The sequence below is a fragment of the Acetivibrio straminisolvens JCM 21531 genome (genome assembly GCF_000521465.1).
In the GTDB taxonomy this organism is placed as follows: domain Bacteria; phylum Bacillota; class Clostridia; order Acetivibrionales; family Acetivibrionaceae; genus Hungateiclostridium; species Hungateiclostridium straminisolvens.
This window is the reverse complement of the sequence record NZ_BAVR01000004.1, coordinates 1-23,977: the sequence shown is the minus strand read 5'-3', so window position 1 is coordinate 23,977 and position 23,977 is coordinate 1. Positions and strand designations below refer to the sequence as shown.

Genomic DNA, 23,977 nt, shown 5'->3' with positions numbered 1-23,977 from the left:
GCAGAACCGTTTAATAATGCATATATCTTGGGGTTTATAAATAAGTTACCGGCTTGGTTTATCATTTGTATTGTGATTCCACACGTATTTAGCTTTGTTATTACAATGATAGAATTGCTTTATACAATTTAGAATATTGACGATCTACAATATATGGGAGGAAATAAAATGTATTATGAAAGTACACGAGGGGGATTAAAGTCCGTATTATCTGCTGAGGCAATAAAGAGAGGTATAGCGCCTGACGGCGGATTGTTTGTTCCCGAAGAAAAAATAAGTCTTACCGATAGTGAAATAAGCGCCATGGCTGATATGAGTTATCAGGAAAGGGCGTTATATATATTGAAGCACTTTCTTACAGATTATTCCGATGAAGAAATAGCGGATTGCGTTTACAGTGCTTATACCGATGAAAAGTTCGATGACAAAAGAATAGCGCCATTGGTCCAACTCAATGAAAACGTTAACATTTTGGAGTTGTGGCATGGACCTACATGTGCGTTCAAGGACATGGCTCTTCAAATCCTGCCTCACTTCCTTGTGAAGGCAGTCAGAAAGACCGGAGAGACCAGTGAAATCGTAATTTTGGTTGCAACTTCCGGAGATACCGGAAAAGCCGCTTTGGAAGGGTTTAGGGATGTTGAAGGCACAAGAATAATTGTGTTTTATCCTCAAGACGGTGTGAGTCAGGTTCAGAAGATGCAAATGGTTACCCAGGAGGGAAAAAATGTTTACTCCATAGGAGTGGAAGGAAATTTTGACGATGCTCAAAGCGGTGTAAAAGCGATTTTTACCGATGAAAGCCTTATGCAGAAAATGGCTCTGGGGAATTTTAAATTTTCATCGGCCAATTCCATCAACTGGGGAAGACTTGTGCCTCAGATAGTATATTATTTTTCTGCATATGCGGATATGTTAAAGAACGGTGAAATAAAAAAAGGAGACAAGGTTAACTTTGTTGTACCGACAGGAAACTTCGGAAATATTCTTGCAGCTTTCTATGCTATGCAGATGGGGCTTCCTGTAAACAGGCTCATTTGTGCTTCCAACGACAACAATGTTTTGACCGATTTTATCAATACGGGAGTATATGACAAGAACAGGGAGTTTAAGAAGACCATTTCACCGTCTATGGATATATTGATATCAAGTAATCTCGAAAGACTCCTCTTTGAGTTAACCGGGCACGATCCTTTGCCGATAAACAATTGGATGAACAGCTTGAAAGAAACCGGAAAGTATAGTGTTGATTATGCAGTGAAGAAAAGGATATCGGAAGTTTTCTGGGGTGGATATTCAAGTGAGGTCGAGACATTAAAGACCATAGAAGCAATATATAAGGAATACGGATATGTCATTGACACCCATACAGCTGTAGGTGTTGATGTGTACGATAAATATGTAATTTCAACCGGTGATATGACAAAGACGGTTATTGCATCGACGGCAAGCCCCTTTAAGTTTAACGAGAGTGTAGTAAAGGCAATTTTGGGGGATGAAACATTAAAGGGCAGGACGGAATTTGAACTTCTTGAGATTCTATCGAAGGAGTGCAAGCTTAAGATACCGGAAGGATTGAAAGATCTGGATAAGAAGCCTGTTCTCCACAAGCAGGTTTGTAGCAAATCCGATATGAAACAGCAGGTTGAAGGAATTCTCGGTCTGTAAAAATTGATTATATTTCGTTTCACCAAAAGGCGAAACCCGAATCCAATCAAGATTTCATTTATACTGTAAAGTAATCGTAGCATGGCATTTCGTGTTTTTTTCTAAAATCTCAATCAATTACACCTCCTCTTTCATAGATTAATATTTAGAGGGAATTAATAAAGATTGTTTTTTAAGAATATATAAAAAAAATATATATAAATATAAATAAAAAGAAAAGAAAGAATAGAGGTGTTGTGCAGGATGCAGAAGACAAAAATACTAGTTGTTGATGACGCCTTTTTTATGAGGAAACTTTTGGGCAATACCCTGATGGATATTGGGTATAGCAATATTGAGTTTGCCCAGGACGGTTATGAAGCTGTTGACAAAGCCAGAGAAATGCAGCCTGAGGTTGTTACCTTGATGTTTCAATGCCCGGTATGGATGGGCTTGAGGCAATCAAGAAAATTTTACAGGTGAGCTGCGACAGTAAAATAATAATGGTGTCGGCAGTGACCTCTGAGAAGGTAATACGGCAGGCCATAAAACATGGGGCGGTAGGTTATATTCCGAAGCCCTTTAGCCGAAAGGATGTGGAAAATGGCCTTAAACAGTATATACATACATAAGTGAAGGATGACTAGTACCGAAAATTCATGGGCGCATTTATATATATAATCAAAAATGCGCCCATTTTTTAGCCTCTTGGAGCGAAATGAAATTTTAATAACTTTTACTGTATAAAAGGATGTATCTTTACATCATCATCTATAAACTCCAACTGTCTTTTTGGTGCTTCTTCGTCCACATATATAATCTCCTTAAAGGATATGGAATCCAAAATGTCAAATACCATTTTGACATCCCCGTACTCCATCTCAGGGGTTACAGATATTTGCTCCGTGCCGTTTAAAGCGTTGTAGTAGTTTAGGAGCTCATTATAGAATCCTCTTTCAGGGATAAAGTTTACATGCTCTGAAGTCCCGTCATGATATGACACATTTATTATTCCGCATGTTTTATCTTCAAGGTATATTTCGCCTTTGGTGCCGAAGATTCTGAAACCTACCGCGGGCTTTTGAGTCTCAACGCCAGACGGATAGTACGTATAATAGCCTATAACGCCGTTTTTAAAGAGAATATGGGTGTTTACCGACACATAGGGGTTATAATCTTCTGACTGCGGTTTTCCGAAGGCTTGCACACATTCGACCGCTCCGAAAATATGCCTCATTGCCGCAATATCATGCAAAGCAGCATCTAGAAAAGCACCCCCGAAAAATTTGGGATGCTGTCTCCATTCGGTGGCAGCAAAGGTATCCTTTGTCATTTCGCAAGGGAAACAGGATATGTTGTTCTTTATAAAATATACCACATCTCCGATTTTTCCGCTGTTTACTATATCCCTGATTTTATTATTTTCGTCGCTGTATCTGTAGTTTTCGGCTATCATAATCTTGACATTGTACTTTTTTGATAGCTCCAGATATTTTTTTGCATCTTCTCTGTTTGATGCAAGAGGTTTTTCGCAAATAAAGTCCCTGCCCGTTTTTGCAACTGCTTCCGAAACCGAATAGTTGGATTCAATAGGAACAAGGATGTCTACTGCATCGATATCCTGTCTTTTTAGCATTTCATTGTAATCATCGTAAACCCTGTCCATACTTAAGTTTATTTTTTTGCAAATTCTTCGGCATCTTCGCGGGTCCTATTGCATAGTGCAACTATTTCATATTTATCTCCAAGTTCTTTAATAGCGGGATAATGAAGCCTTTCCCAGGCCAATCCCGTACCTATTACAGCAAGACGAATTTTTTTCATTTTTTATCTTCCTCCGTGTTGTTTTACTCGGATACTTTACTTTTGTTTTGCTTTTTATTTAAGTGCTTCAGCACCTTAATCATATTATTTCGGATATAAATCTAATTTATTCGAAGGGTATTGGAACTTATGAAGTTTAAAGTTCAATAATCGTAGTAAATATTATCTGTAATAAATCTTGCGAAAAAGTCGATATATTTATTGAAGCATGCAAATATTTGTAATTTACATAATCATAAACGTACTCGGTTTCGCTTTACGGTATGTAAATTTCTGCAGCGTGGATTTGGGCTTTGAGGGAGGGTAAAGTGTGAGAAAAGCCAAACTTGAAAAATCCTCGGACATTAAGATAATCGTGGTTGATGACGAAAAAGGGATATTGGATTCGTTGTCGGTAATTATAAAGCGTTTGGGATACCAGTATGAAGGAGTGAATAATCCGCTTGAAGCAATTGAGAGAGTCCGTGAAGAAGAATTTGATCTTATGATACTGGATTTTTTAATGCAACCCATACTGGGGGACAAAGTGGTGGAAGAGATAAGAAAATTCAATAAAGACATATACATTCTGCTTTTAACCGGTTACAAGGATGCAGCACCTCCACTTAAGGCAATAAAATCCCTTGATATACAAGGATATTGTGAAAAAGCGGATAATTTTGACCAGTTAATACTTTTAATAGAATCTGCAGTCAAATCAGTTTATCAAAAAAGAACCATTAAGAATTTTAAAGACGGTTTGAATAAAATTCTTGTTACAGTACCGGATATATACCGGCTTAAGTCAATAAACGAATTACTTGAAGAGATTCTTGGCCATATAATGTCTTTTGCCCATTGTAAAAATGCGTTTATTATTATTGACAACCTTATATGGAGCGGCAAAAATGAAAGCTTGTTTAAAGGAATTGGAACTTATGATGTGAGCCTGGATAAGTTTATAGAAATGCTGGAACCGTCTTTTTTGGAAGAAATGGGACGTACCAGGACTTTGAAACAGGTGGTCTATCTTGAAAATGGAATTATTCTTCCTCTTATGAGCGACACTATCCAGACCCTTGGGGTTGTTTACCTGGAAACGAATAAGATTCCCGTTGAAATGGAGCTTCTCAGGATATATGCAACCCAGGCGGCAACATCAATAAATAATGTTTACCTTCATTCAATAGTAAGCATGAAAAACGATGAACTGGACAGGACGTACAACGAGCTGAAGCAAAGGTACTTGGATGCGATACAGGTTTTACGTTTGACAGTTGATGCAAAAGATGTGTATACGAGGGGACATTCCGACCGGGTAGCATATTATGCCGTTAAGATAGGCAAAAGTTTCAATCTGGACGAAGAATCCTTGGAAAAGCTCAAAACAGCAGGTATATTCCACGATATTGGAAAAATAGGAATCGCCGACGACATTCTTTTTAAGACCGACAAGCTGAATGAAAGTGAATATGCGGAGATTAAAAAGCATCCTATAAAAGGGGCTAACATATTATCGGCGGTTTCCATGTTTAAGGATATAGTTCCTTTAGTGAAATATCATCACGAAAGGATAGACGGGCGCGGTTATCCCTTTGGACTTAAGGGAGATGAAATACCTTTTCTTGCAAGAATCATATCTGTAGCAGATGCCTTTGATGCTATGACTTCCGACAGACAATACAGGTCTAAGCTGGATTTGGCTGAGGCGAAAAATCAGATTATAGCCAATTCCGGGACTCAATTTGATTCCGATGTGGTAGAGAAGTTTTTTGGTATTGCTGAATGACTACGACGCTATGCAAAAAGAGATAGAGGATACCTTTAAATCAAAAGAGTATGGTATTTGATTAGAAATGTTTCTTTATAATAGATTCTTTTAAAATGCAATTGGAGAAAGTGGTGTCAAATATGGGAAAATACCCCGTTTGTGGGGTGTTTTTTTGTTTATTAAATTTTTAACAAACCTCTTGAATTTATTTTTTGGTTATGATACTATTACACAATAGAAATACACTTGTTCACCGTACAAGGACACGGAGGGAGTATGAAAAAAGCATCAAAATATTATTTGGTGGATGCTTCAGTTTTGCCGGAGGTTTTCTAAAGGTTGTTGAAGCAAAAAAGATATTGTCCAGCGGAGCAATCAAAAATGTAAATGAAGCTGTCCGTAAAGTAGGTATCAGCAGAAGTGCTTATTATAAGTACAAAGACTATATTTTTCCTTTTTATGAAACTTCACAGGGAAAGGTTATAACTCTTTTTTTTACAGTGGAAGATTATGCCGGAATCCTGTCAAGTATTATAAACAGGATTGCCGATTCAAAAGCAAACATTATAACTATTAATCAGAACATACCTATAAACGGTTTGGCGGATGTTACCATTACTATCGAGACAGGCCAGATGATAAGGGAGATAAAAGACTTACTGGATGATATAAGCAGTATAGAAGGCGTAAAAAGACAAGAGATACTTGCTAGAGAATAGAGGGGGTTTTTTATGATTAATATAGCAGTGTTGGGATATGGAGTAGTCGGCTCCGGAGTTGTGGAGATTATAAAGAAGAACAGCGTCAGCATCTCAAAGAAAGCAGGTCAGGAGATTTGCGTAAAAAAGATACTGGATATAAGGAATTTTCCGGACAGTCCTGAGCGTGATTTGTTTACAATGAATTCGGAGGAAATTTTCGATGACCCGTCCATAGGAATAGTGGTTGAGACTATCGGAGGGATAGGTGCTGTATACAAATTTACAAAGGAGGCTTTAAGCAGAGGAAAAAGTGTTGTAACCTCAAACAAGGAGTTGGTTGCAACCCATGGCCCCGAGCTTTTAAAGCTTGCAAAAGACAATGGGGTAAACTACCTGTTTGAAGCAAGTGTGGGAGGAGGAATTCCCATTATCAGGCCTCTGAACCGCTGCCTTGCTGCAAATGAGATACACAGTATATTTGGAATACTGAATGGAACTACAAACTATATATTGACCCAGATGAAAAGGCAGGGAAAAGATTTTGACGAGGCATTAAAAGAGGCTCAGAATAAAGGATATGCAGAAGCGGATCCTACTGCGGACATCGAAGGGCATGATGCCTGCAGGAAAATTGCGATACTTTCATCCATTGCATACAATGAATTTGTTGATTATAAAAAATACATACGGAAGGTATAACAAAGATAAGCCTTGCGGATATGAAATATGCCGAAAGCATGGATTCAACCATTAAACTTGTCGCTATGAGCGAAAAAATAGGGGACGGCATTATGACAAGGGTAACTCCTGCTATAGTAAAAAGCAGCAATCCCCTTTACAATGTTGAGGATGTTTTTAATGCGATTGTTGTAAAGGGCGATGCAATTGGAGAAGCAATGTTTTACGGTCCGGGGGCAGGAAAGCTTCCTACAGCAAGTGCTGTTGTGGCAGACGTAATTGAAATTGTGAAGCATTGGGGTACCAGCAACAACTATGACTGGGTTGTAAAAGACGGCGGCAATGTTATTGATTTGGGAGATACCGGGACAAGGTATTTTGTAAGGCTGAAAGTGGAAGATGAGTTTGAGGCAAGAAAAGCGGTGGAGAATACTTTTGGAAGTGTTGAATGGGTAAAAACGTGTGATGTAAGTGAGAAGGATGAAGTGGCATTTGTTACTGCCTGCGGTTTGGAAAAAGACCATTGCAATTCTCTTGAATCGCTTAAGGGAAATAAGGCTGTAAAGCATGTGGCAAATACCATAAGAGTCTTGGATTAATATTATTACCGGTGTATATTAACATAAGCAAAGTTAGATAATTATAATAATAGTAGGAATAATTATTTTGTGTTTCTAGCTAAGTTTTGCATAAATTTAAATTGGAGGTTTTTATTATGAAAGTTGCTAAATTTGGCGGTTCGTCACTGGCGGATGCGAATCAGATTAGAAAAGTGTGTGATATTATTTTGAGTGACAAGGACAGAAGACTGATTGTCGTTTCTGCTCCGGGTAAGCGCAATAAGGAAGATACAAAGGTTACAGACCTTTTAATTGCCTTGGCAGATAAATATTATAAAGAAGGAAAAGCTGATGCTGAACTTCAGGCTGTTATTGATAGATTTGACGATATTGTAAAAGGGCTTGAGCTTTCTTCTGATGTTACACAAATGGTTGCCGATGACCTGAAAAAACGTCTTGAATGCAGTAACGGCGATAAGGATAAGTTCATGGATACCATGAAGGCGGCTGGAGAAGACAACAATGCAAAAGTGGTTGCTGCGTATCTTATAAGCAAGGGGATTAATGCAGAGTATGTAAATCCCAAAGATGCGGGACTTTTGCTGAGTGAGGAATACGGAAATGCGCGGGTATTGCCGGAGTCATATGAAAATTTGAAACTTTTAAGAGAAAGAAATAAAATAATGATTTTCCCGGGCTTTTTCGGATATTCAAAGAAGGGGGATGTGGTTACATTCCCAAGAGGAGGTTCGGACATAACAGGGGCAATATTGGCTGCAGCGGTAAAGGCTGATGTGTATGAGAACTTTACCGATGTTGACTCGGTTTTTGCTGCGAATCCGAATATTATAGACAATCCAAAACCGATTTCAACTTTTACATACAGAGAAATGAGGGAGCTTTCCTATTCCGGTTTTTCCGTGCTTCATGAAGAGACCCTTGAGCCGGTGTACAGAATGGAGATTCCTGTATGTATCAAAAACACCAACAATCCGTCTGCACCCGGAACTACCATTGCGCCGACAAGGAAACTGGACAATGGGCCCGTTATCGGAATAGCAAGCGGTACCGGCTTTTGCAGCATTTATATAAGCAAGTACATGATGAACAGAGAAATTGGCTTTGGTAGAAAAGTACTTAGTATTTTGGAAGATGAAGGACTGTCCTATGAGCATATTCCTTCCGGGATTGATAATATGTCTATTATAATCGAGCAAAAGCAGCTTGATAAAGTTAAGGAAGAGCGTGTTGTCAAGAGGATAAAGGATGAATTGAAGGTTGATGACATAAAGATAGAATATGACCGTGCCCTGGTTATGATTGTCGGAGAAGGCATGATGAGCACGGTGGGAATTGCGGCAAGAGCTTGCAGTGCTTTGGCAAAAGCAAATGTAAATATAGAAATGATAAATCAAGGTTCATCGGAAGTAAGCATGATGTTCGGTATAAAGGCTGAAGATAATGTTAAAGCAGTAAAGGCGCTGTATGATGAGTTTTTTAACTAAACTTGCTGAGTTTGAAGGGCTGTGACGTGAGGTCACGGTCCTTTTTTAGCATTAATAAAATTATAAAATTTATTGATAATAACCGTGATAAAAATAATGGAAGCACTAGGAGCTGAAAAAACTAATAAATTGAAACTTGAAATAGCTGGTGATATAATTATTATAAAATGAATTGATGTAGGAGTGAGGTCATTGAGAATAAAAATATCGCCGGAAGATATGACCAGGGTGGCAGATAATCTAAAAAATTTGTCAGATAAATTTGATGATATAATACGAGACATAAATAGTATAGTGAAGTCTATTGACTGGGAACTAAGAAGCAGAGAAGGAATAGATCAAAAAGCATCGGATGCGATTAAATCTGCCAAAAAAATATCCGGTGGCCTTGATTTGATGGCAAAGGATCTTGAATTTGCCAGGGACAGTATGATTGAGGAGGATAAAAAAGCATCAAATATTACTAGTAAAATGAAGAGTGCGGCCTTTGGTGCTTCTGTGGCAGCAGTCTCTGCCGGAAAAGTGAATGCTGCTAATGTAAATTATACATCAGACTACAAAAACTTAGGTCCCGGACGTGCAAGCTGCCCGAATACATTCGTTGGTGACCCTATAAACGTAACAACGGGAAACTTTTATGTAACCAAAAAGGATATTCAAATACCTTCAAGAGGTATTGCTCTTGAGATAAGGCGATATTATAATTCCATTGACAAAACCTACGGAATTTTGGGCAAGGGCTGGAGAATAGGATACGAAACCAGCCTTATGAATATAGAGGATAGTCAGGATATATTGGTGGTGTATCCCGACGGAAGCATTAACATTTTTGAATATAATGAAAAAGACAGCAAGTATACGGCTCCACGGGGAGTTTTTGATATACTCCGAAAGAATGAAGATGAAAGCTATGCATTGAAACTTCATGATGGAACTACCTACAGATATGACAAATCCGGAAATCTTATATCAATAAGTGACCTCAACGGTAATTCAATTTACATAAAATACGATAACCAGGGCATGATTTCATCAGCAGTATCCCCGGGCGGAAAATTCTTGGCTTTTTTATATGACGGAGCAAGATTGAGAAAAATAGCCGATCACACGGGAAGGGAAATAACTTACTCCTATGATAAATCCGGCAATCTCACACAAGTAAGATATCCTGACGGAGGAGTTCTTAAATATGGATATGACACAAAAGGCATGATATCCATAACCGACCAAAACAAAAATACATATGTTCGAAATACATACAACGAAGCAGGCAGGGTTATAAAGCAGCTTGACTATGAAGGAAACGAGCTGATTATAGAATACTACCCGGAAGAATGCAAGAATATATTTAAATGGCAAAAAAGCGGTATAACCCGTACATACAAATATAACGAAGAAAAGCAGCTTACGGAAATCATATACGATGACGGTACTAAAGAAATATACACCTATGATGAAAATAAAAACAGAAGCAGTATAACTGACAGAAATGGCAGGACAAAGCGGTTTAAGTATGATGAAAGGGGAAATCTGACGGCAGAAATAATGCCGGAACCCTTCAACTACACTATAAGATACAGCTATGATGAGAACAACAGAAGAACGAAAATCAGTACTCCGGCAGGCGGCCTTGCAAGATTTGAGTATGATGCAAAAGGAAATCTCCTAAAACGTATTGTAAAAATAGACGGCAGCAATAATTCTGAGACTGTATATACATATGACGAATTCGGAAGAGTTTTGACAATTACAGATGCCGAGAATAACACTACATCTTTCGAATATAATGATGAGGATATAAACAAGCCTTCAGCAATAACAGATGCGGAAGGAAACAGATATACCTATGATTTTGACGCCGTCGGAAGAGTTTTGGCAATAACAACCGGCTACGGAACAGTAAAATTGAATATAATGAGCTGGACAAGGTGACAGGCCTGATTGATGCGGAAAATAACAAGATCAGGATTAAATATGATGCCGTCGGAAACATGGTTGAAGTAATTACTCCCGAGCAATACGCAGAAAAAGGTGATAAGGGGAAAGGTTACACCTTTGCGTATGATGCAATGGACCGGATGATAAAGCAGATTGACCCATTGGGAAATGTATTTTCGGTAAAATATGATGAACACGGAAATAAAATTAAGGAAGTTAACCCTAATTATTACAATAAAGAGGTAGATGACGGCATAGGAATTGTCTTTAAGTATGACTCCAACCATAGGCAGATAAATACCGTTTTCCCTGATGGAAGTAAGTCCAGAATAAAATATGACCTCGAGGGAATATAATAAAAACCATATTGCCGCGCGATTACAATGAGGAAACCGATGATGGCCCTGGAATGCAATTTATATATGATGAAATGAACCGAATTGTTAAGATTCTTGACCCGAATGGAAATGTATTTGCAAAGTATGTCTATGATGAAGACAGCAGGGTAATAAAAGAAATTAATGCAAAGGGATACGGAAGCGCAGACAATGATGAAGAACGCTGGGGCACATTGTTTAAATATAATCTTGCCGGATGGCTGGTTGAAAAAAGGACTCCGCTTCAAAATATAGATGGGCAGGTCTTTTACAATGTGACAGAAAATGTTTATGACAGAAACGGCCGGATTGTACAGCAAAAAATCTCTCCTGAGTATGTAACCAAAACCGGATATCCGAAGAACTGGAACATCATAAGCTACAAATACGACAAAAACGGGAGAGTCATTGAGGTTTCCGACAGCATTGGCTCCAATATTCAGTATGAGTATGACTGTCTTGGAAAAAAGACTTTAGAAAAAAAGAAAATAAATGATCATACATACAAGATAACACGATTTGAATACAACAGTGCCGGAAGACTTAAAAAAGTATCCGAAGAGTACGATGGAAAAGATCTGACAGGCGGAGAAAAGGGAACTGTGACAGCAGAGACCTTGTTTGAGTATGACAGAAACGGCAATGTTACAGGCATTACTTCTCCTGAAGGCTATAGAAAGAGATTCACCTACGATGCTGCAAACAGGAGGATTGGCGTTGAGGCTTATTTGCCGCCGGAGGGTGTAAAAATATCCGGAAGTGCCGCCAATGCATTGTTAAAGACTACAGTTAGAAGGATACTGTACAGCTATGATAAAGCAGGAAACCTTGTAAGGCAAACCCTTCCCAACGGAAGTACCATTGAAATCGAGTACGACGAAATGAATAGAAGAATCAGGGTAAAGGATGCCGATGGAAATACAACAAGGCTGTTCTATGATACGTCAGGTAATTTGATAAAACGTGTACTGCCTGAAAATTACAATCCTGAAATCGATGACGGCCCGGGAACATCTTATCTTTATGACTCTATGAACCGACTTTTACAGGTCACAAATGCAGCGGGAGTTGTTGTGGAAAGAAACGTGTACAACACAGCGGGAGAGATAATAAAGAAAATTGGCGCTAAAGGCTACCTGGCGGCATCCGATGATAATGAGAGATACGGTGTGGAATACGGATACGACATAGGAGGAAGACTTAGGTATATTACAACGCCTGAAGCGAAGGCAAAGGGAATTATAAGCCAGCAATATAACTATAATTCTTTGGGGTATATTACGGAAATTATTGACGGAAAAGGAAATGCAACAAGATATGCACTTGATTTGTGGGGAAAAATTAAAGAAGTTCATGAAGCCAGCGGTTCTGTTTTCAGATACGAATACGATTATGCAGGCAACCTTACAACAGTAATGGATGGAAACGGAAATACCACGCGATACAATTACAACAGCCTTAATCTTCTTTCGGAGATAATTGACCCGCTGGGTGGAAAAATTTCTTACAAATACGACAAACAGGGAAGAATGGTTTGGACTTCCAATAGGGATGGAAAAGCCATATATTACAGATACAACTTTGACGATAAGCTCGTAAGCATTTGGAGTGAGGACGGAATTCTTGAAAAATATGAGTATAATCTTGACGGAAGCTTAGCGGCATCTATAAGTGACAGGACAATTTATTCGTATACCTACACTCCGTCGGGAAGACTTAAGAGAAAGAATACAAACGGTGTTGGTGTATTGGATTATGAGTATGACAAGAACGGACGGTTAACAAAGCTTACCGACATAAGCGGAAAAACTATAGAGTATACTCATGACATTCTTGGCAGACTTACAAATGTGATAAACGCAGGAAGGCAAACGGCACAGTATGAATACAATCCGGATAATACCGTATCCCGAATTTTATATGGCAGCGGAGTTTGCTCAAAGTATGACTACGACATGGATAAAAGGATAATCGGGCTTCTAAATGTTGATCCTTTCGGTCAAGAACTCTTTAGAGGAAAGTATTCCTATGATGCCAACGGAAACCGGATAATGCAGGATGAAAACGGCAAGGTGACGTCATATAGCTATGATAGCATAAACAGGCTTGAGAGAGTTTCTTATCCTGATGGCAATAGCGAGAAATTTGTATATGATAACGCAGGAAACAGACTTGCCAGGGAATTCGGTGAGCTGATTGAAAACTATAAATATGACGAAAACAACAGGTTGATACAAAAGGTGTTAAATGACGTTGTGACAGAGTATGAATATGATGCCAGAGGCAATCTTGTAAAAGAGATTGAAGGAGAATCTGAAAGAATATTCGAATATGATGAGTTTAATAGACTTACAAAGGTAATAAATGCAGACGGCACATATATGGAAAACATATATGATGCCGAAGGCATGAGAGTGCAGACCATAGAAAACGGTGAGTACCGAAGGTTCATATTTGATGGAAAGGACGTCATATCCGAGGTCGGTGAGGATTGGGAGATAAAGAGCAGGAGCATAAGAGGACATTCGTTATTGGAATTGGAAGATGAAAATAATAATTCCTATTACTATTTGCATAATGTACATGGTGATGTAACTAATCTTACGGACAGTTCGGGAAAGATTGCAAACAGTTACGATTATGACGCTTTCGGTAATACTGTAAGTGCGAAAGAGACAGTACACAACAGGTTCCGTTATGCGGGAGAACAGTATGATAATATGACGGGGCAGTATTACTTGCGGGCGAGATACTATAATCCCTCTGTCGGACGGTTTACGCAGGAGGATACATGGAGGGGCTTCACCTATAATCCCGCAAGTTTGAACCTCTATACATATGTTGAGAACAATCCTGTAATGTTTGTTGACCCTACAGGACATTGGCCTAAATTTATTGATAATGCGATAGATTGGGTCGGTGACAAGGTAAGTGATGCGGTTGACTGGGCAGGAGACAGGATAAGCGATGCGGTTGATTGGGTAGGAGACAGAGTGAATGATGCAATTGATTGGGCAGGCGACCGAATCAACGATGTCGGCAACTTTATAACAGATACGGCAACCAGTGTTAGAGACTGGTGGGTGGAAAATAATGTTGGAGCATACGTTGTTGGTGGCTTGAAGATATTGGGTGCGGTTGCTATAGGTGTAGGCGCAGTTGCGTTTACTGTTGCAACTTTTGGAGCTGGGGCACCGCTGGCTACTTTGGCAGCTGGAGCGGCAATTGGTGCAGGAGTAGGTTTGGCAGCAACTTATGTAACGGATGTTGTTTCTAACTTTGCCCAAAACGACTGGAAATGGTCGGCATCCAATTTCCTTCCATCCTCTTCACCGGGGACATATATAGCGAATATGTTATCGGGTGCTATTGGCGGAATGCTGACGGGAGGTATTGGTTTTGGGGCAACTGTAGGGATGATGGTCATTGATGCTGGGGTAACTGCAAGTGTAGCCACATTTATAGATTCAGGGATAGAGGATATACGTACAGGAAAAATAAACGAGATTGATATGGGGAAAATCTTACAAGATACTTTGGTAAATTTTGCCGGGAATGTTGTGGGGTGCATCGCTGGAAATCTTATCCCAAATGTCGATGTGCCTGCATCGAAACAAAAAGCAAGATATATATTAAGAAAAGCAGGTAAGGTATACAACGGATCTGCGGCTAGAGCTTTTATGAAGAAAAAGGCATTCCAGAAAGAATTGGTTGATTTATTAAAAGACTTTGTTGATAAGGTGGTAGGAGGACTAACATCGGAAATGATAGAAGGAGAGGACAAATGCACTGCAAATTAGAATTAAAATAAAAAATTAGGGGGATTCATTTGTGGAGGAGTTATACAATAGATTACTTTTTAGTGAAATGATATTTAAATTATTTTTTGGTGGTCTAGCCATTGTGGCATTGATAGTTTTATGGTTTGGTGGTGACGTTATTAAAGTAAAGCAAAAAGGTGTAGTTGTGCGAGAAATAAAATTAAAAAAATGGTCAAAGTTTATTTTAAGAAGGTTAGTACCGTTAATATTCTTGCCGGCTTTTGGAATAAGCATAATAAACTCTACTTTGGATTATGTGAAGAAAGACTATCTTTATGGAGAAGGGAAAATGACACGTTATGAAAAATTACGGTATGCAGAACATATTTATATTGACAGTAAATACTACAATTTGCCAAGGATTTATAGAAAATATTTTTCATCAAAGAACGTAGGAACAACCTACAAATTTGTATATGCAAAGAGGACAAAATTGATTTTGGATATAGAGGCGTTAGATGACGAGTCAGATAATAAATCTATAGAGTAAGAGCGTGACAAATAGTACTATAAAATAGGGAGGCTAGTTGTGGAAGAAGTATATAATCAAATACTTTTTAGTGAATTTTTATTTGGTATATTTGCGTTTGTGATAGGCCTTATTGTGGCATTGGTTTTATGGTTTTATGGTGATGACGTTATCAAGGTAAAGAGAAATGGTGTAGTTGTAAGAGAAATAAAACTGAAAAAATCTGCAATGTTTGTTTTTAAACGGTTATTACCATTGATAATATTATTAGCAGTTACAATAACTGGGATATATTCTACTTTAGATTATGTAAAGAAAGATTACCTTTATGGTGAAGGAACAATGACATATTACAGAAAAGCATCGAATACAGTACGTATTGAAATTGATAATAAGTACTACAGTCTGCCGAGAACTTATAGAAAAAATTTTTCATCAAAAAACATAGGAACAACTTACAAATTCGTATATGCAAAGAGAACGAAGTTGATTTTGCACATAGAGGCTGTAGAAGATAGAATAGACTAACAGGCATTTTATAGGACGGGAAATAGATTTTACTTGGAAATACGGTATTGTTTTTTTGTAATCAGCTTGGTATATATTGCGAATAAAAAAACTTGCATACAGCGAACTTATTTTAATGAACTTCAAAAGCAAATTTACACAAAAGAATTATGCAACAATACTAAATTCATATAATAAAATAATAAAGTATATGAAAAATATAAAAAATAGTACTGGCACATATATCATATTTATGGTATTATAATGCTATAAATTATGGAATATAATTTCCATAATTTTGTAATATAGAGACTATTTTTGTGGGGAGATGTATATCTTGGACAATTGTGTATTCTGCAAAATAATCAAAAGAGAGTTACCCTCTACAATTTATTATGAAGATGACAAAGTTATTGCCATAAAAGATATAAATCCTGCTGCGCCGGTACATGTGCTGATTATTCCGAAAGAGCATATTGTTAATGTTAAAGATATTAATGAATCGAATTCTCAAATATTAATAGATATTCACAAAGCAGCAAACAAAGTGGCAGAAGATTTGGGAATTTCGGAGAAGGGCTATAGATTGATAACCAACTGTGGTGCGGCGGCAGGCCAGACGGTTTTTCACCTCCACTACCATCTGTTGGGTGGAGTTGACATGGGTCCTAAAATTCTGTAAGACGACAGTTTTTATTGCAATAATATACCAGCTGTGATAATATAGTCACAAAGGGTATGCTTGATTATTTTATATATTTATTTGGAATATGTTGTATATTAAGTGTTGGGTTTTGAGTTGGGGCCCAACATTACAATAAAAAACCTAGGAAGAGTTTATAGGGGGGCAAAAATGAAAAAATTCCATAACAAACAGCTTCAAAACATCATCTGTAGTATTATTGCGATTGTGATGATTTTTGGTGTTATTGCAACGGTGGCATATGCAGAAGTGGTAGAGCCAGATGCGTTTCAGAAGGTTGTATTACAGGTGATTAGTCTTACAGAAGCACAAAGAACGAATTTCGTCGACAATGTACTTGACAGAATTACTACTGCTAACTATAAAGATTATGTAGACGACGCAAAGGCTATTCTTCGTTTATCAATGTCAGATTCGGATATGGAGAAGGTATTAAAGAGTTATGCTTATTATCCGGATAGCCACAAGAGCAATTTGAAAAACTTGATAAAAGTTTTTGGATTGCCTTCGAAACCGTACAATACGGCATCTTTCTCAGATATTGAGAGAAGAATTAACTTCGGTATAACAGGAAATTCTGATGACAGCAGAGGTTTCAAACTATTTGTTGAAATTTTCAAAGTTATCAGAACTTTCAATGTTTCACCAGTATTCTATGATCACTCTGATGATTTTTATAAAATTGACATCAGAGTTAGTGGAAACAATACGTTGAAGAATGAGATTAATGCTCTTATATCTTCCGTAGAATCTCTTGCAAATAAAGGTATAGAAAGCTTTGATGATTTTGCTGAATATATTGAAAATGAAATCAATACTAATTCTTATGCACAGATATTTGCGTTTAAGGCGTTCCTGAAAGCTGAGCTTGGAACTAGCGCATATGAAGGTACTTTGCCGGAACCTTACGGAATTGATCCTCTGCAAAAAGTTTTCCTGGCAGTTATCAATCTTCCGAAACAAGATAGAAAAGACTTCGTAGAAAGGTACTTGTTAAGGTAACTCCAAGCAATTATACCGAATATGTTTATGAAGCAAAGAGAATCCTTAAAGTGACAATTTCGGATGCAGAGATGAAGGCTGCACTTAAAGTATATGCAGGTTATTCTGCAGAATATCGTGCACAGGTTGAAGGCATGATATTGGGTTTTGATTTGGCGGCAGTTAATATTGACACTACCGGATACGGTGATTTGGCAGCCGTCATCAACTTTGAAGTTACAGGAAATGCTCAAGATGTTACAGGAACAAAATTTATTGTTGGTATGTTGAATTACCTGTCGACATTTACAGGTCCAATGGTGTTTGACGGGGCTGAAGATCCTTACAAAGTTGACTTCAATGTTCAGAATAACACTGCTATGAAAAAGCATCTTGACGGATTGATTAAACTGATTAAGTCATTGGAGAACAGGGGAGTGACAGACTTTGAATCTTTCCTTGTTGTAGCTGAAGATATAATTAATACCAATGACAATATTCAGATTTATTACTTCAAGAAACAGTTGAGTGACTTGTATGGAAGAAGCGTTTATGATGGTACGCTGCCATATCCGTCAGCGGCTCCTTCACCAACGCCAACACCGACACCTACATCCGGTGATGGTGGCGGTTCCGGTGGCTCCGGTGGTTCCGGTGGCTCCAGTGGAGGTTCCACTAGTACACCAGCTCCTACGCCAACACCTACTTCAGTAGTAGAACCGACACCTAGTGATTTGCCGGCAGCTCCATTTAATGATGTGGCTGGCCACTGGGCAGAAGAATTCATTACCAAGTTGGCAGCAAGAAATATAGTAAGCGGTTATCCTGACGGAAGCGTTAAACCTGATATAGAGATATCAAGAGCTGAAATGGCTGTAATTGTTGTTAAGTCTGTAGGTCTTGAACCGGTTGAAAATGTATCGCTGAAATTTAAAGATGCAGACCAGATACCTGCGTGGGCTGCAGGCTATGTACAGGCAGGAGTTGAGGCAGGTATCATTGCAGGATATGAAGACAATACATTTAGACCGTCAAGAAACCTGAGCAGAGAAGAAATGGTTGTATTGATATTGAAGGCTTATGAGTTTGGAAGCTCTGAAAATCCTGAGTTCAACTTTATAGACGCAAGTGAAATTGGAGACTGGTCAAAACCATTTGTTGCAAAGGCTGTTGAATTAGAATTTGTTGTGGGTTATCCTGACAACACATTCAACCAAAGAAGAGTGTAACCAGAGCTGAAGCATTTACAGTTCTCATAAAGGCAATAGAGGCAAAGGAAGCAGCCGATGCTGGCCTAGATGCTGAAGCTGCTGAAGAAGCACCGGCTGAGAGTGGTGCAGATGAGTCTTCAGAGGGTTAATCATTTGTGATTGATTGCAATTGCATATTAAAATTAAGGATCAAAAGGCGGGGCATAATTGCTCTGCCTTTTCTGCCTATAATAAAAATTAGAAACTGTCTTGTGGAAGTTTTAAGTAGATGTTATAATTATTTTGTAATTGAACGGAATTGTTACCAGCATAATAGAAAAGGACGGAAGTGAGATGGTTGTAGATATTCATTGTCATGTTCTTGATGGGATAGATGATGGACCAAAGACATTAGAAGAAGCCATATCGTTGTGCAGAATGCTCCAGATAAGGGGTATTGACAAAGTCATTGCTACTCCCCACTTTATTGGAGATTATGATTCGAAGGCAACTCCTGAAAATATAAATGAGAAGATAACTACACTAATGAACGAGCTGAAGAAGGAGAACATCAAGCTGGAAATTTATCCGGGGATGGAAGTCTTTGCATCTAACGACACTGTTGATAGGTTGGAAAAAGGTGAGATCCTGACATTAAATAATTCCAGATATGTGCTTATAGAATTTTCCTTCGAGAATATTCCCAAGTATATGTCGGAGCTTTTGTTTTCTATGCAGCTTAAAGGATATATTCCAATAATTGCCCATCCTGAGCGCTATAACGTTCGATACAGAAAGAGCGGGATTATAAAAAAGGCCGTTGAAAACGGCTCGCTGCTTCAAGTAAATTCGGGAAGCATTATGGGAGTACATGGTTCTGAAATCCGAGAAGAGGCAATCAGATTATTAAGAAGCGGGATGGTTCATCTTGTAGCCACTGATGCCCATGGAGACAGAAGACCGATTTACTCCATATCGGAAGTCGAAAAAGAGCTTACTGAAATTTGTGGAGCTGTAAATATGAGAAAACTTCTTTATAAAAATCCTCATAGAGTTTTTGAAGATAAAGATGTGGAGGAAACAACTGTTGTAAAAAAGACTTTTTCATTTGCCAACCTTTTTAAAAATATAAGGTCTTATGACTGATTTCATCATAATTTGCAGAGCAGTATGGGCAAATTGACAAAATGTATAAATTTTTGTAATATAAAAATATAGGCTGCTTTACATAAATATTATGTTGGGAGATTTTTATATGAATAGTTTTACCGTATCAAAAACTCCAATAGAAGGACTTATAGTTATAGAACCGAAAGTGTATAATGACACTAGAGGATTCTTCATGGAGAGCTACAACAAAGAGTCATTTGCAAAGTTGGGACTTAATATGCAGTTCGTTCAGGATAACCATATAAAGTCAAGAATAGGAGTATTGAGAGGTATACATTATCAGAGGAAATTTTCACAAGGGAGGCTTGTAAGGGTAATTAAAGGAAAAGTTTATGATGTGGCTGTAGATTTAAGGAAAGAAAGTCCAACTTTCGGGAAATGGTATGGAATAGAGCTTTCTGCTGAAAACAAAAAGATGTTTTATATACCGGAAAACTTTGGCCATGCTTTTCTCACATTGGAGGACGACTCAGAAGTTCTTTGCAAGACTACAAATGTATATCATCCGAGTTTGAAGCGGGAATCATATATAATGATGCTGATTTGGAGATAGTTTGGCCTCAAATTGATGGTGACATTGTTTTGTCTGAAAAAGATAAAAACCTGCCGACATTTAAGAATGCAGAGTTGGACTGACATTCCAACGGTTTTAAAGGAGAAGAAGTAATATGAAAAAAGGGATTGTTGTCATACTGGTAGTCCTGCTTACAATAGGTGCAGGATTTATTGTTCCGGTAATGATGAATAGAGATGTCGGCGGAGTAAACAACAAGCCAGACAATACGGCATATATACCTGCCGGAACACAGGAGCCTTTATCAACCCAAAAAGCTGATAGAACAGCGGATGTGGCTTTTGGAAGTACTCCAACACCAACCGGCTATATATTGCCGTCTGACACGCTGCAAGAGTCATCAGAAGAGACTGTGACCGGAAATCAGGGTAAGACGCAGACTTCCGGTGCTAAAACTTTGGTTAAAGGCTCACAAGAGTGGATAGATAAAAAGATCGAAGAACACAGGGATGAAATACTGGATGAAGACCTTGCCGACTTCAGAAGAATTTTTCCAAAGGTTGATATCGGGTATGTACAGAGCCTGGGAAACGGTGGATATACCGACGAGGAGATGGAACAACTAAAGTCTTATCTTTATAGAACTCTTGGAGCAGGAGATTATGAACGGGCGAAAATATTATTTTATAGATATTCGTATATACTTGAAGAAGATTAATAGTTTTCAGTATAAAGGCATCTACGAAATGTAGATGTTTTTTGTGGAAAAGCTTTTCGAAAATATATCTTGTAAACAAAAGTAAATTATTGTTTGAAAATCTCCAGATGTTGTAGTAATATAGTAAATGACTAAAATATTACTGGAAAGTGGTGGCATAATGTGGAAAAATGCAATTTATCTTTTTTGTTCAATTTTTATTGTAAGCGCAATTATCCTCATTTCCGGGAAATATCTCGATGATACAAGTGCAAAGAGTACAGTAGAGCAAAGCAAAAGTCTTGAAGATCAAGTAGGTGAGTATACTGAGCTTGAAAAAGCCCAATCAAGAAATGTGTACGCGAAACTTATGAACAATAAAGAAATAAATGTACTAATTATTGGGGACGGCATTGTTCAGGGCGGTCCGGAGACTGACGGCAATAAAAGTGGTATAATCTTTTGGCAAAAAGAATAAAAGAGGAGTATGGAGCCGATTCAACTTTTAAAGTTATTGCGACACCGGGAGGTACTGCGTTTGGAGGATGGATTGATTATCTTACGGACAGCAGTGCTCAAGAGTATGAGCTCGTATTTTTGTGCTTTGGCGCCAGTGACGAAAAGGAGTTAAAATTCAATCAAACGATTTTCGGCAACATTCTGGAAGGATTGATCAGAAATATAAAGAAAACAAAAGCAAATACGGAAATAATTACAATTATTGAGAATAGTATAAAGAGCGAAGCATACATAAATACATTAAAAAAAGTGTCGGATTATTACGACATAACATATGTAGATACAATAAAAGCTTTTATAAACTCACGACAGGGAATTGATGTTCTGACCGAAGACGGTGTAAACCCGAGCGAAAAAGGTTACTCAATATACATCGACGCAGTATTCGATTTGATTAAGTCTAATATTGACAATAAGAGAGAGCCAGGTTTTGACGAAAGAAAACCGCTACTGTTTGAAGAAAGCAACAGATTTTATACCGCAAAGATTACTACGGAATTTTTAACAATTGGTGGCTTTTATAATAGTGTGGTGGCCTGTGACAAGATTTTTATGAAAAGCAATCGCAGTAATGACTACATTACATATGAGGTAAAAGACAGTCAAGTACTTGGTGTGACATTGCTGGGAGGTCCCGATTGCGGGATTGTAGACATTTATTTGAATGACAAATTGATTCAGACATATGATTGCTATGCTCCGTATGAGGCTTTAAGACATGTGCTGATAAGTGATAATATAGGGGTGGGAACGCATAAAATTAGAATTGAAGTGTCCAGCATAAAAAATGCAAAAGCAAGTGATTCAAATGTTTATATTCATGGGTTAATTACTAACTAAACTGCAGTACATGTAAAATTTGTAAGACTACTATATTGACAATAAAATGCCCACTATGTAAAATGGTAATGTTAGGGGCTTATTATTTGTCATTTCTATAATGATTATGCTAACGATATATGAAAAGGGGTCATATATATGGAAAAGGATGATATCTTAGAAATCGATTTGCGTGAGATAGTATATATCCTTCTTAAGAAGTGGTATTTTATTGTATTGTGCTTTGTTCTTGCAGCAGGCTCAGCCTTTGTTGTTACTCAGTTCTATATCAAACCGGTCTATAAAGCTGAAACAACGTTGTTTCTAGGTAAAGAGAAAGACCAGGTTTCATTGAGCTTTGCCGATATTCAAGTTAATAATCAGCTTGTTGTAGACTACAGAGAAATACTCCAATCGAGACGTGTGGCAGAGACTATTAATCAAAAGTTCGGCGTTGGTATTCGCGAATTTCAGAATAATGTAACGGTCAAAACTGTAAAAGACTCAAGATTGTTCAGTATAAGCTATGAGGATACTGATCCGAAACGAGCTGCTGATGTGGTAAATGAGCTGGCATCAGTCATTCAAAAGATGGCAGATGAGATTATACAAGTCAAAAATATTAAAGTTATAGATACTGCAAAAATACCGGAGAATCCCATAAAGCCCAACAAGAAAATGAATGTGGGAGCGGCGGGATTACTTGGACTGGTATTGGGAGTTGGATTGATATTTTTGCTTGAATTAATTGACCATACCTTTAAAAAGCCGGAAGAGGTCGAAAGAATACTCGGTATCAATGTTATCGGTACAATACCGGCATTCGAAGGAGGCAAAAGAGGAAAGAAAAAAGCCAAGGACGAAAAAGAGCTTCAAGAGGAATATCTTAAAAATCTTATTGTACATAATAATCCAAAGTCAGCTTCTGCTGAAGCATTCAGAGAGCTTCGCACAAATTTGCATTATTCAAGTGTAGACAGAGAAGTCAAAACTATAGTGGTAACAAGTCCGACTCTTGGAGACGGCAAAACGGTTACAGCTGTAAACCTTGCAACAACTCTTGCACGTTCAGGGAAGAAAGTTCTTGTTATAGATGCCGATTTAAGAAAGCCAAAGGTACATCATTATTTTGGTGTAAAGAATAAAGAGGGCTTAACCAATCTGCTTACCGAATCAAAAGAAGAGATAAAAATCAAAACAACTGAAAAAAGTGATATTTCAAACCTGTATATAATTACGAGCGGTCCGATTCCGCCAAATCCTGCGGAAATGCTTAACTCCAACAGGATGAAAAGCCTTTTGGAAAAAGTTAAGGAGGAATATGATATTATCGTCATTGATACTCCTCCGGTCGGACAGGTTACAGATGCTGCAGTTATTGCCGGAATTACCGATGGGGTTATGCTTGTATTGGCAAGCGGACAGACAAGGATAGAAATGGCAAAACGTGCCTATAAATCCCTTGAGAGTGTAAAGGCACAATTTGTAGGTGCAGTTCTAACGAAATTGGATACTGAAAGAACCGGTTATTACAGTTACAAGTACGATTGATTTATAGAGAGAAGATATGCAGTACTAAACTATATTATTGTATTTGATTTGTATGG

The 23,977-nt window shown here is 38.0% G+C and carries 12 protein-coding genes and 7 pseudogenes; 18 read left to right on the top strand and 1 reads right to left on the bottom strand.

Annotated elements, in window-relative coordinates; translation table 11 throughout:
• Positions 1-168 precede the first annotated feature (168 nt).
• Entirely contained in the window at positions 169-1,668 is a 1,500-nt protein-coding gene (thrC, locus tag JCM21531_RS01610) for a threonine synthase (protein ID WP_038286908.1), read from the top strand.
• Positions 1,669-1,911: 243 nt separating this feature from the next.
• Positions 1,912-2,279, top strand: a pseudogene (locus JCM21531_RS24210) (response regulator).
• A 104-nt stretch (positions 2,280-2,383) separates the two neighbouring features.
• On the opposite strand, the pseudogene JCM21531_RS01600 reads toward JCM21531_RS24210, so the two are convergent.
• Positions 2,384-3,471, bottom strand: a pseudogene (locus JCM21531_RS01600) (Gfo/Idh/MocA family protein).
• Positions 3,472-3,781: 310 nt separating this feature from the next.
• Between JCM21531_RS01600 and JCM21531_RS01595 the strand changes: the two are divergent.
• The 16 genes and pseudogenes from JCM21531_RS01595 (at position 3,782) to JCM21531_RS01530 (ending at position 23,921) form a co-directional block, all read left to right on the top strand.
• A pseudogene (locus tag JCM21531_RS01595) lies at positions 3,782-5,300 on the top strand (HD domain-containing phosphohydrolase).
• A 197-nt stretch (positions 5,301-5,497) separates the two neighbouring features.
• A pseudogene (locus tag JCM21531_RS01590) lies at positions 5,498-5,940 on the top strand (ACT domain-containing protein).
• A 12-nt stretch (positions 5,941-5,952) separates the two neighbouring features.
• A pseudogene (locus tag JCM21531_RS01585) lies at positions 5,953-7,199 on the top strand (homoserine dehydrogenase).
• 116 nt (positions 7,200-7,315) lie between these two features.
• Positions 7,316-8,665 (top strand): aspartate kinase, encoded by a 1,350-nt coding sequence (locus tag JCM21531_RS01580; protein ID WP_038286906.1) that lies wholly within the window; start codon positions 7,316-7,318, stop codon positions 8,663-8,665.
• A gap of 192 nt (positions 8,666-8,857) precedes the next feature.
• Positions 8,858-14,780, top strand: a pseudogene (locus JCM21531_RS24200) (RHS repeat-associated core domain-containing protein).
• 31 nt (positions 14,781-14,811) lie between these two features.
• Positions 14,812-15,291, top strand: a complete 480-nt coding sequence (locus JCM21531_RS01570; protein ID WP_038286905.1) for a hypothetical protein — start codon at positions 14,812-14,814, stop codon at positions 15,289-15,291.
• Between the two features lie 39 nt (positions 15,292-15,330).
• Positions 15,331-15,798, top strand: a complete 468-nt coding sequence (locus tag JCM21531_RS01565) for a hypothetical protein (protein WP_038286902.1) — start codon at positions 15,331-15,333, stop codon at positions 15,796-15,798.
• Between the two features lie 316 nt (positions 15,799-16,114).
• Positions 16,115-16,459, top strand: coding sequence for a histidine triad nucleotide-binding protein (locus JCM21531_RS01560; protein ID WP_038286901.1), 345 nt, complete (start codon positions 16,115-16,117; stop codon positions 16,457-16,459).
• Positions 16,460-16,630: 171 nt separating this feature from the next.
• The gene (locus tag JCM21531_RS19975) at positions 16,631-17,482 is read left to right on the top strand and encodes a hypothetical protein (protein ID WP_243467043.1); all 852 of its coding nucleotides are present in this window, start codon (positions 16,631-16,633) and stop codon (positions 17,480-17,482) included.
• A gap of 50 nt (positions 17,483-17,532) precedes the next feature.
• A complete protein-coding gene (locus JCM21531_RS19970; RefSeq protein WP_243467042.1) occupies positions 17,533-18,690 on the top strand; it encodes an S-layer homology domain-containing protein in 1,158 nt (385 codons plus the stop codon).
• A gap of 270 nt (positions 18,691-18,960) precedes the next feature.
• On the top strand, positions 18,961-19,797 hold the full coding sequence (locus tag JCM21531_RS01550; protein WP_243467041.1) for a tyrosine-protein phosphatase: 837 nt from the start codon (positions 18,961-18,963) through the stop codon (positions 19,795-19,797).
• 109 nt (positions 19,798-19,906) lie between these two features.
• Positions 19,907-20,457 (top strand): annotated as a pseudogene (gene rfbC, locus JCM21531_RS01545) (dTDP-4-dehydrorhamnose 3,5-epimerase).
• A gap of 32 nt (positions 20,458-20,489) precedes the next feature.
• Entirely contained in the window at positions 20,490-21,053 is a 564-nt protein-coding gene (locus JCM21531_RS01540; RefSeq protein WP_038286899.1) for a hypothetical protein, read from the top strand.
• Between the two features lie 127 nt (positions 21,054-21,180).
• Positions 21,181-21,510: a hypothetical protein gene (locus JCM21531_RS19965; RefSeq protein ID WP_243467040.1), complete on the top strand. Its 330-nt coding sequence runs from the start codon at positions 21,181-21,183 to the stop codon at positions 21,508-21,510.
• On the top strand, positions 21,495-22,391 hold the full coding sequence (locus tag JCM21531_RS01535; RefSeq protein ID WP_243467039.1) for an SGNH/GDSL hydrolase family protein: 897 nt from the start codon (positions 21,495-21,497) through the stop codon (positions 22,389-22,391). Before JCM21531_RS19965 ends, JCM21531_RS01535 begins: the two co-directional genes overlap by 16 nt.
• 138 nt (positions 22,392-22,529) lie before the next feature.
• Positions 22,530-23,921: a tyrosine-protein kinase domain-containing protein gene (locus JCM21531_RS01530; RefSeq protein ID WP_038286897.1), complete on the top strand. Its 1,392-nt coding sequence runs from the start codon at positions 22,530-22,532 to the stop codon at positions 23,919-23,921.
• The last annotated feature ends 56 nt before the right edge of the window (positions 23,922-23,977 follow it).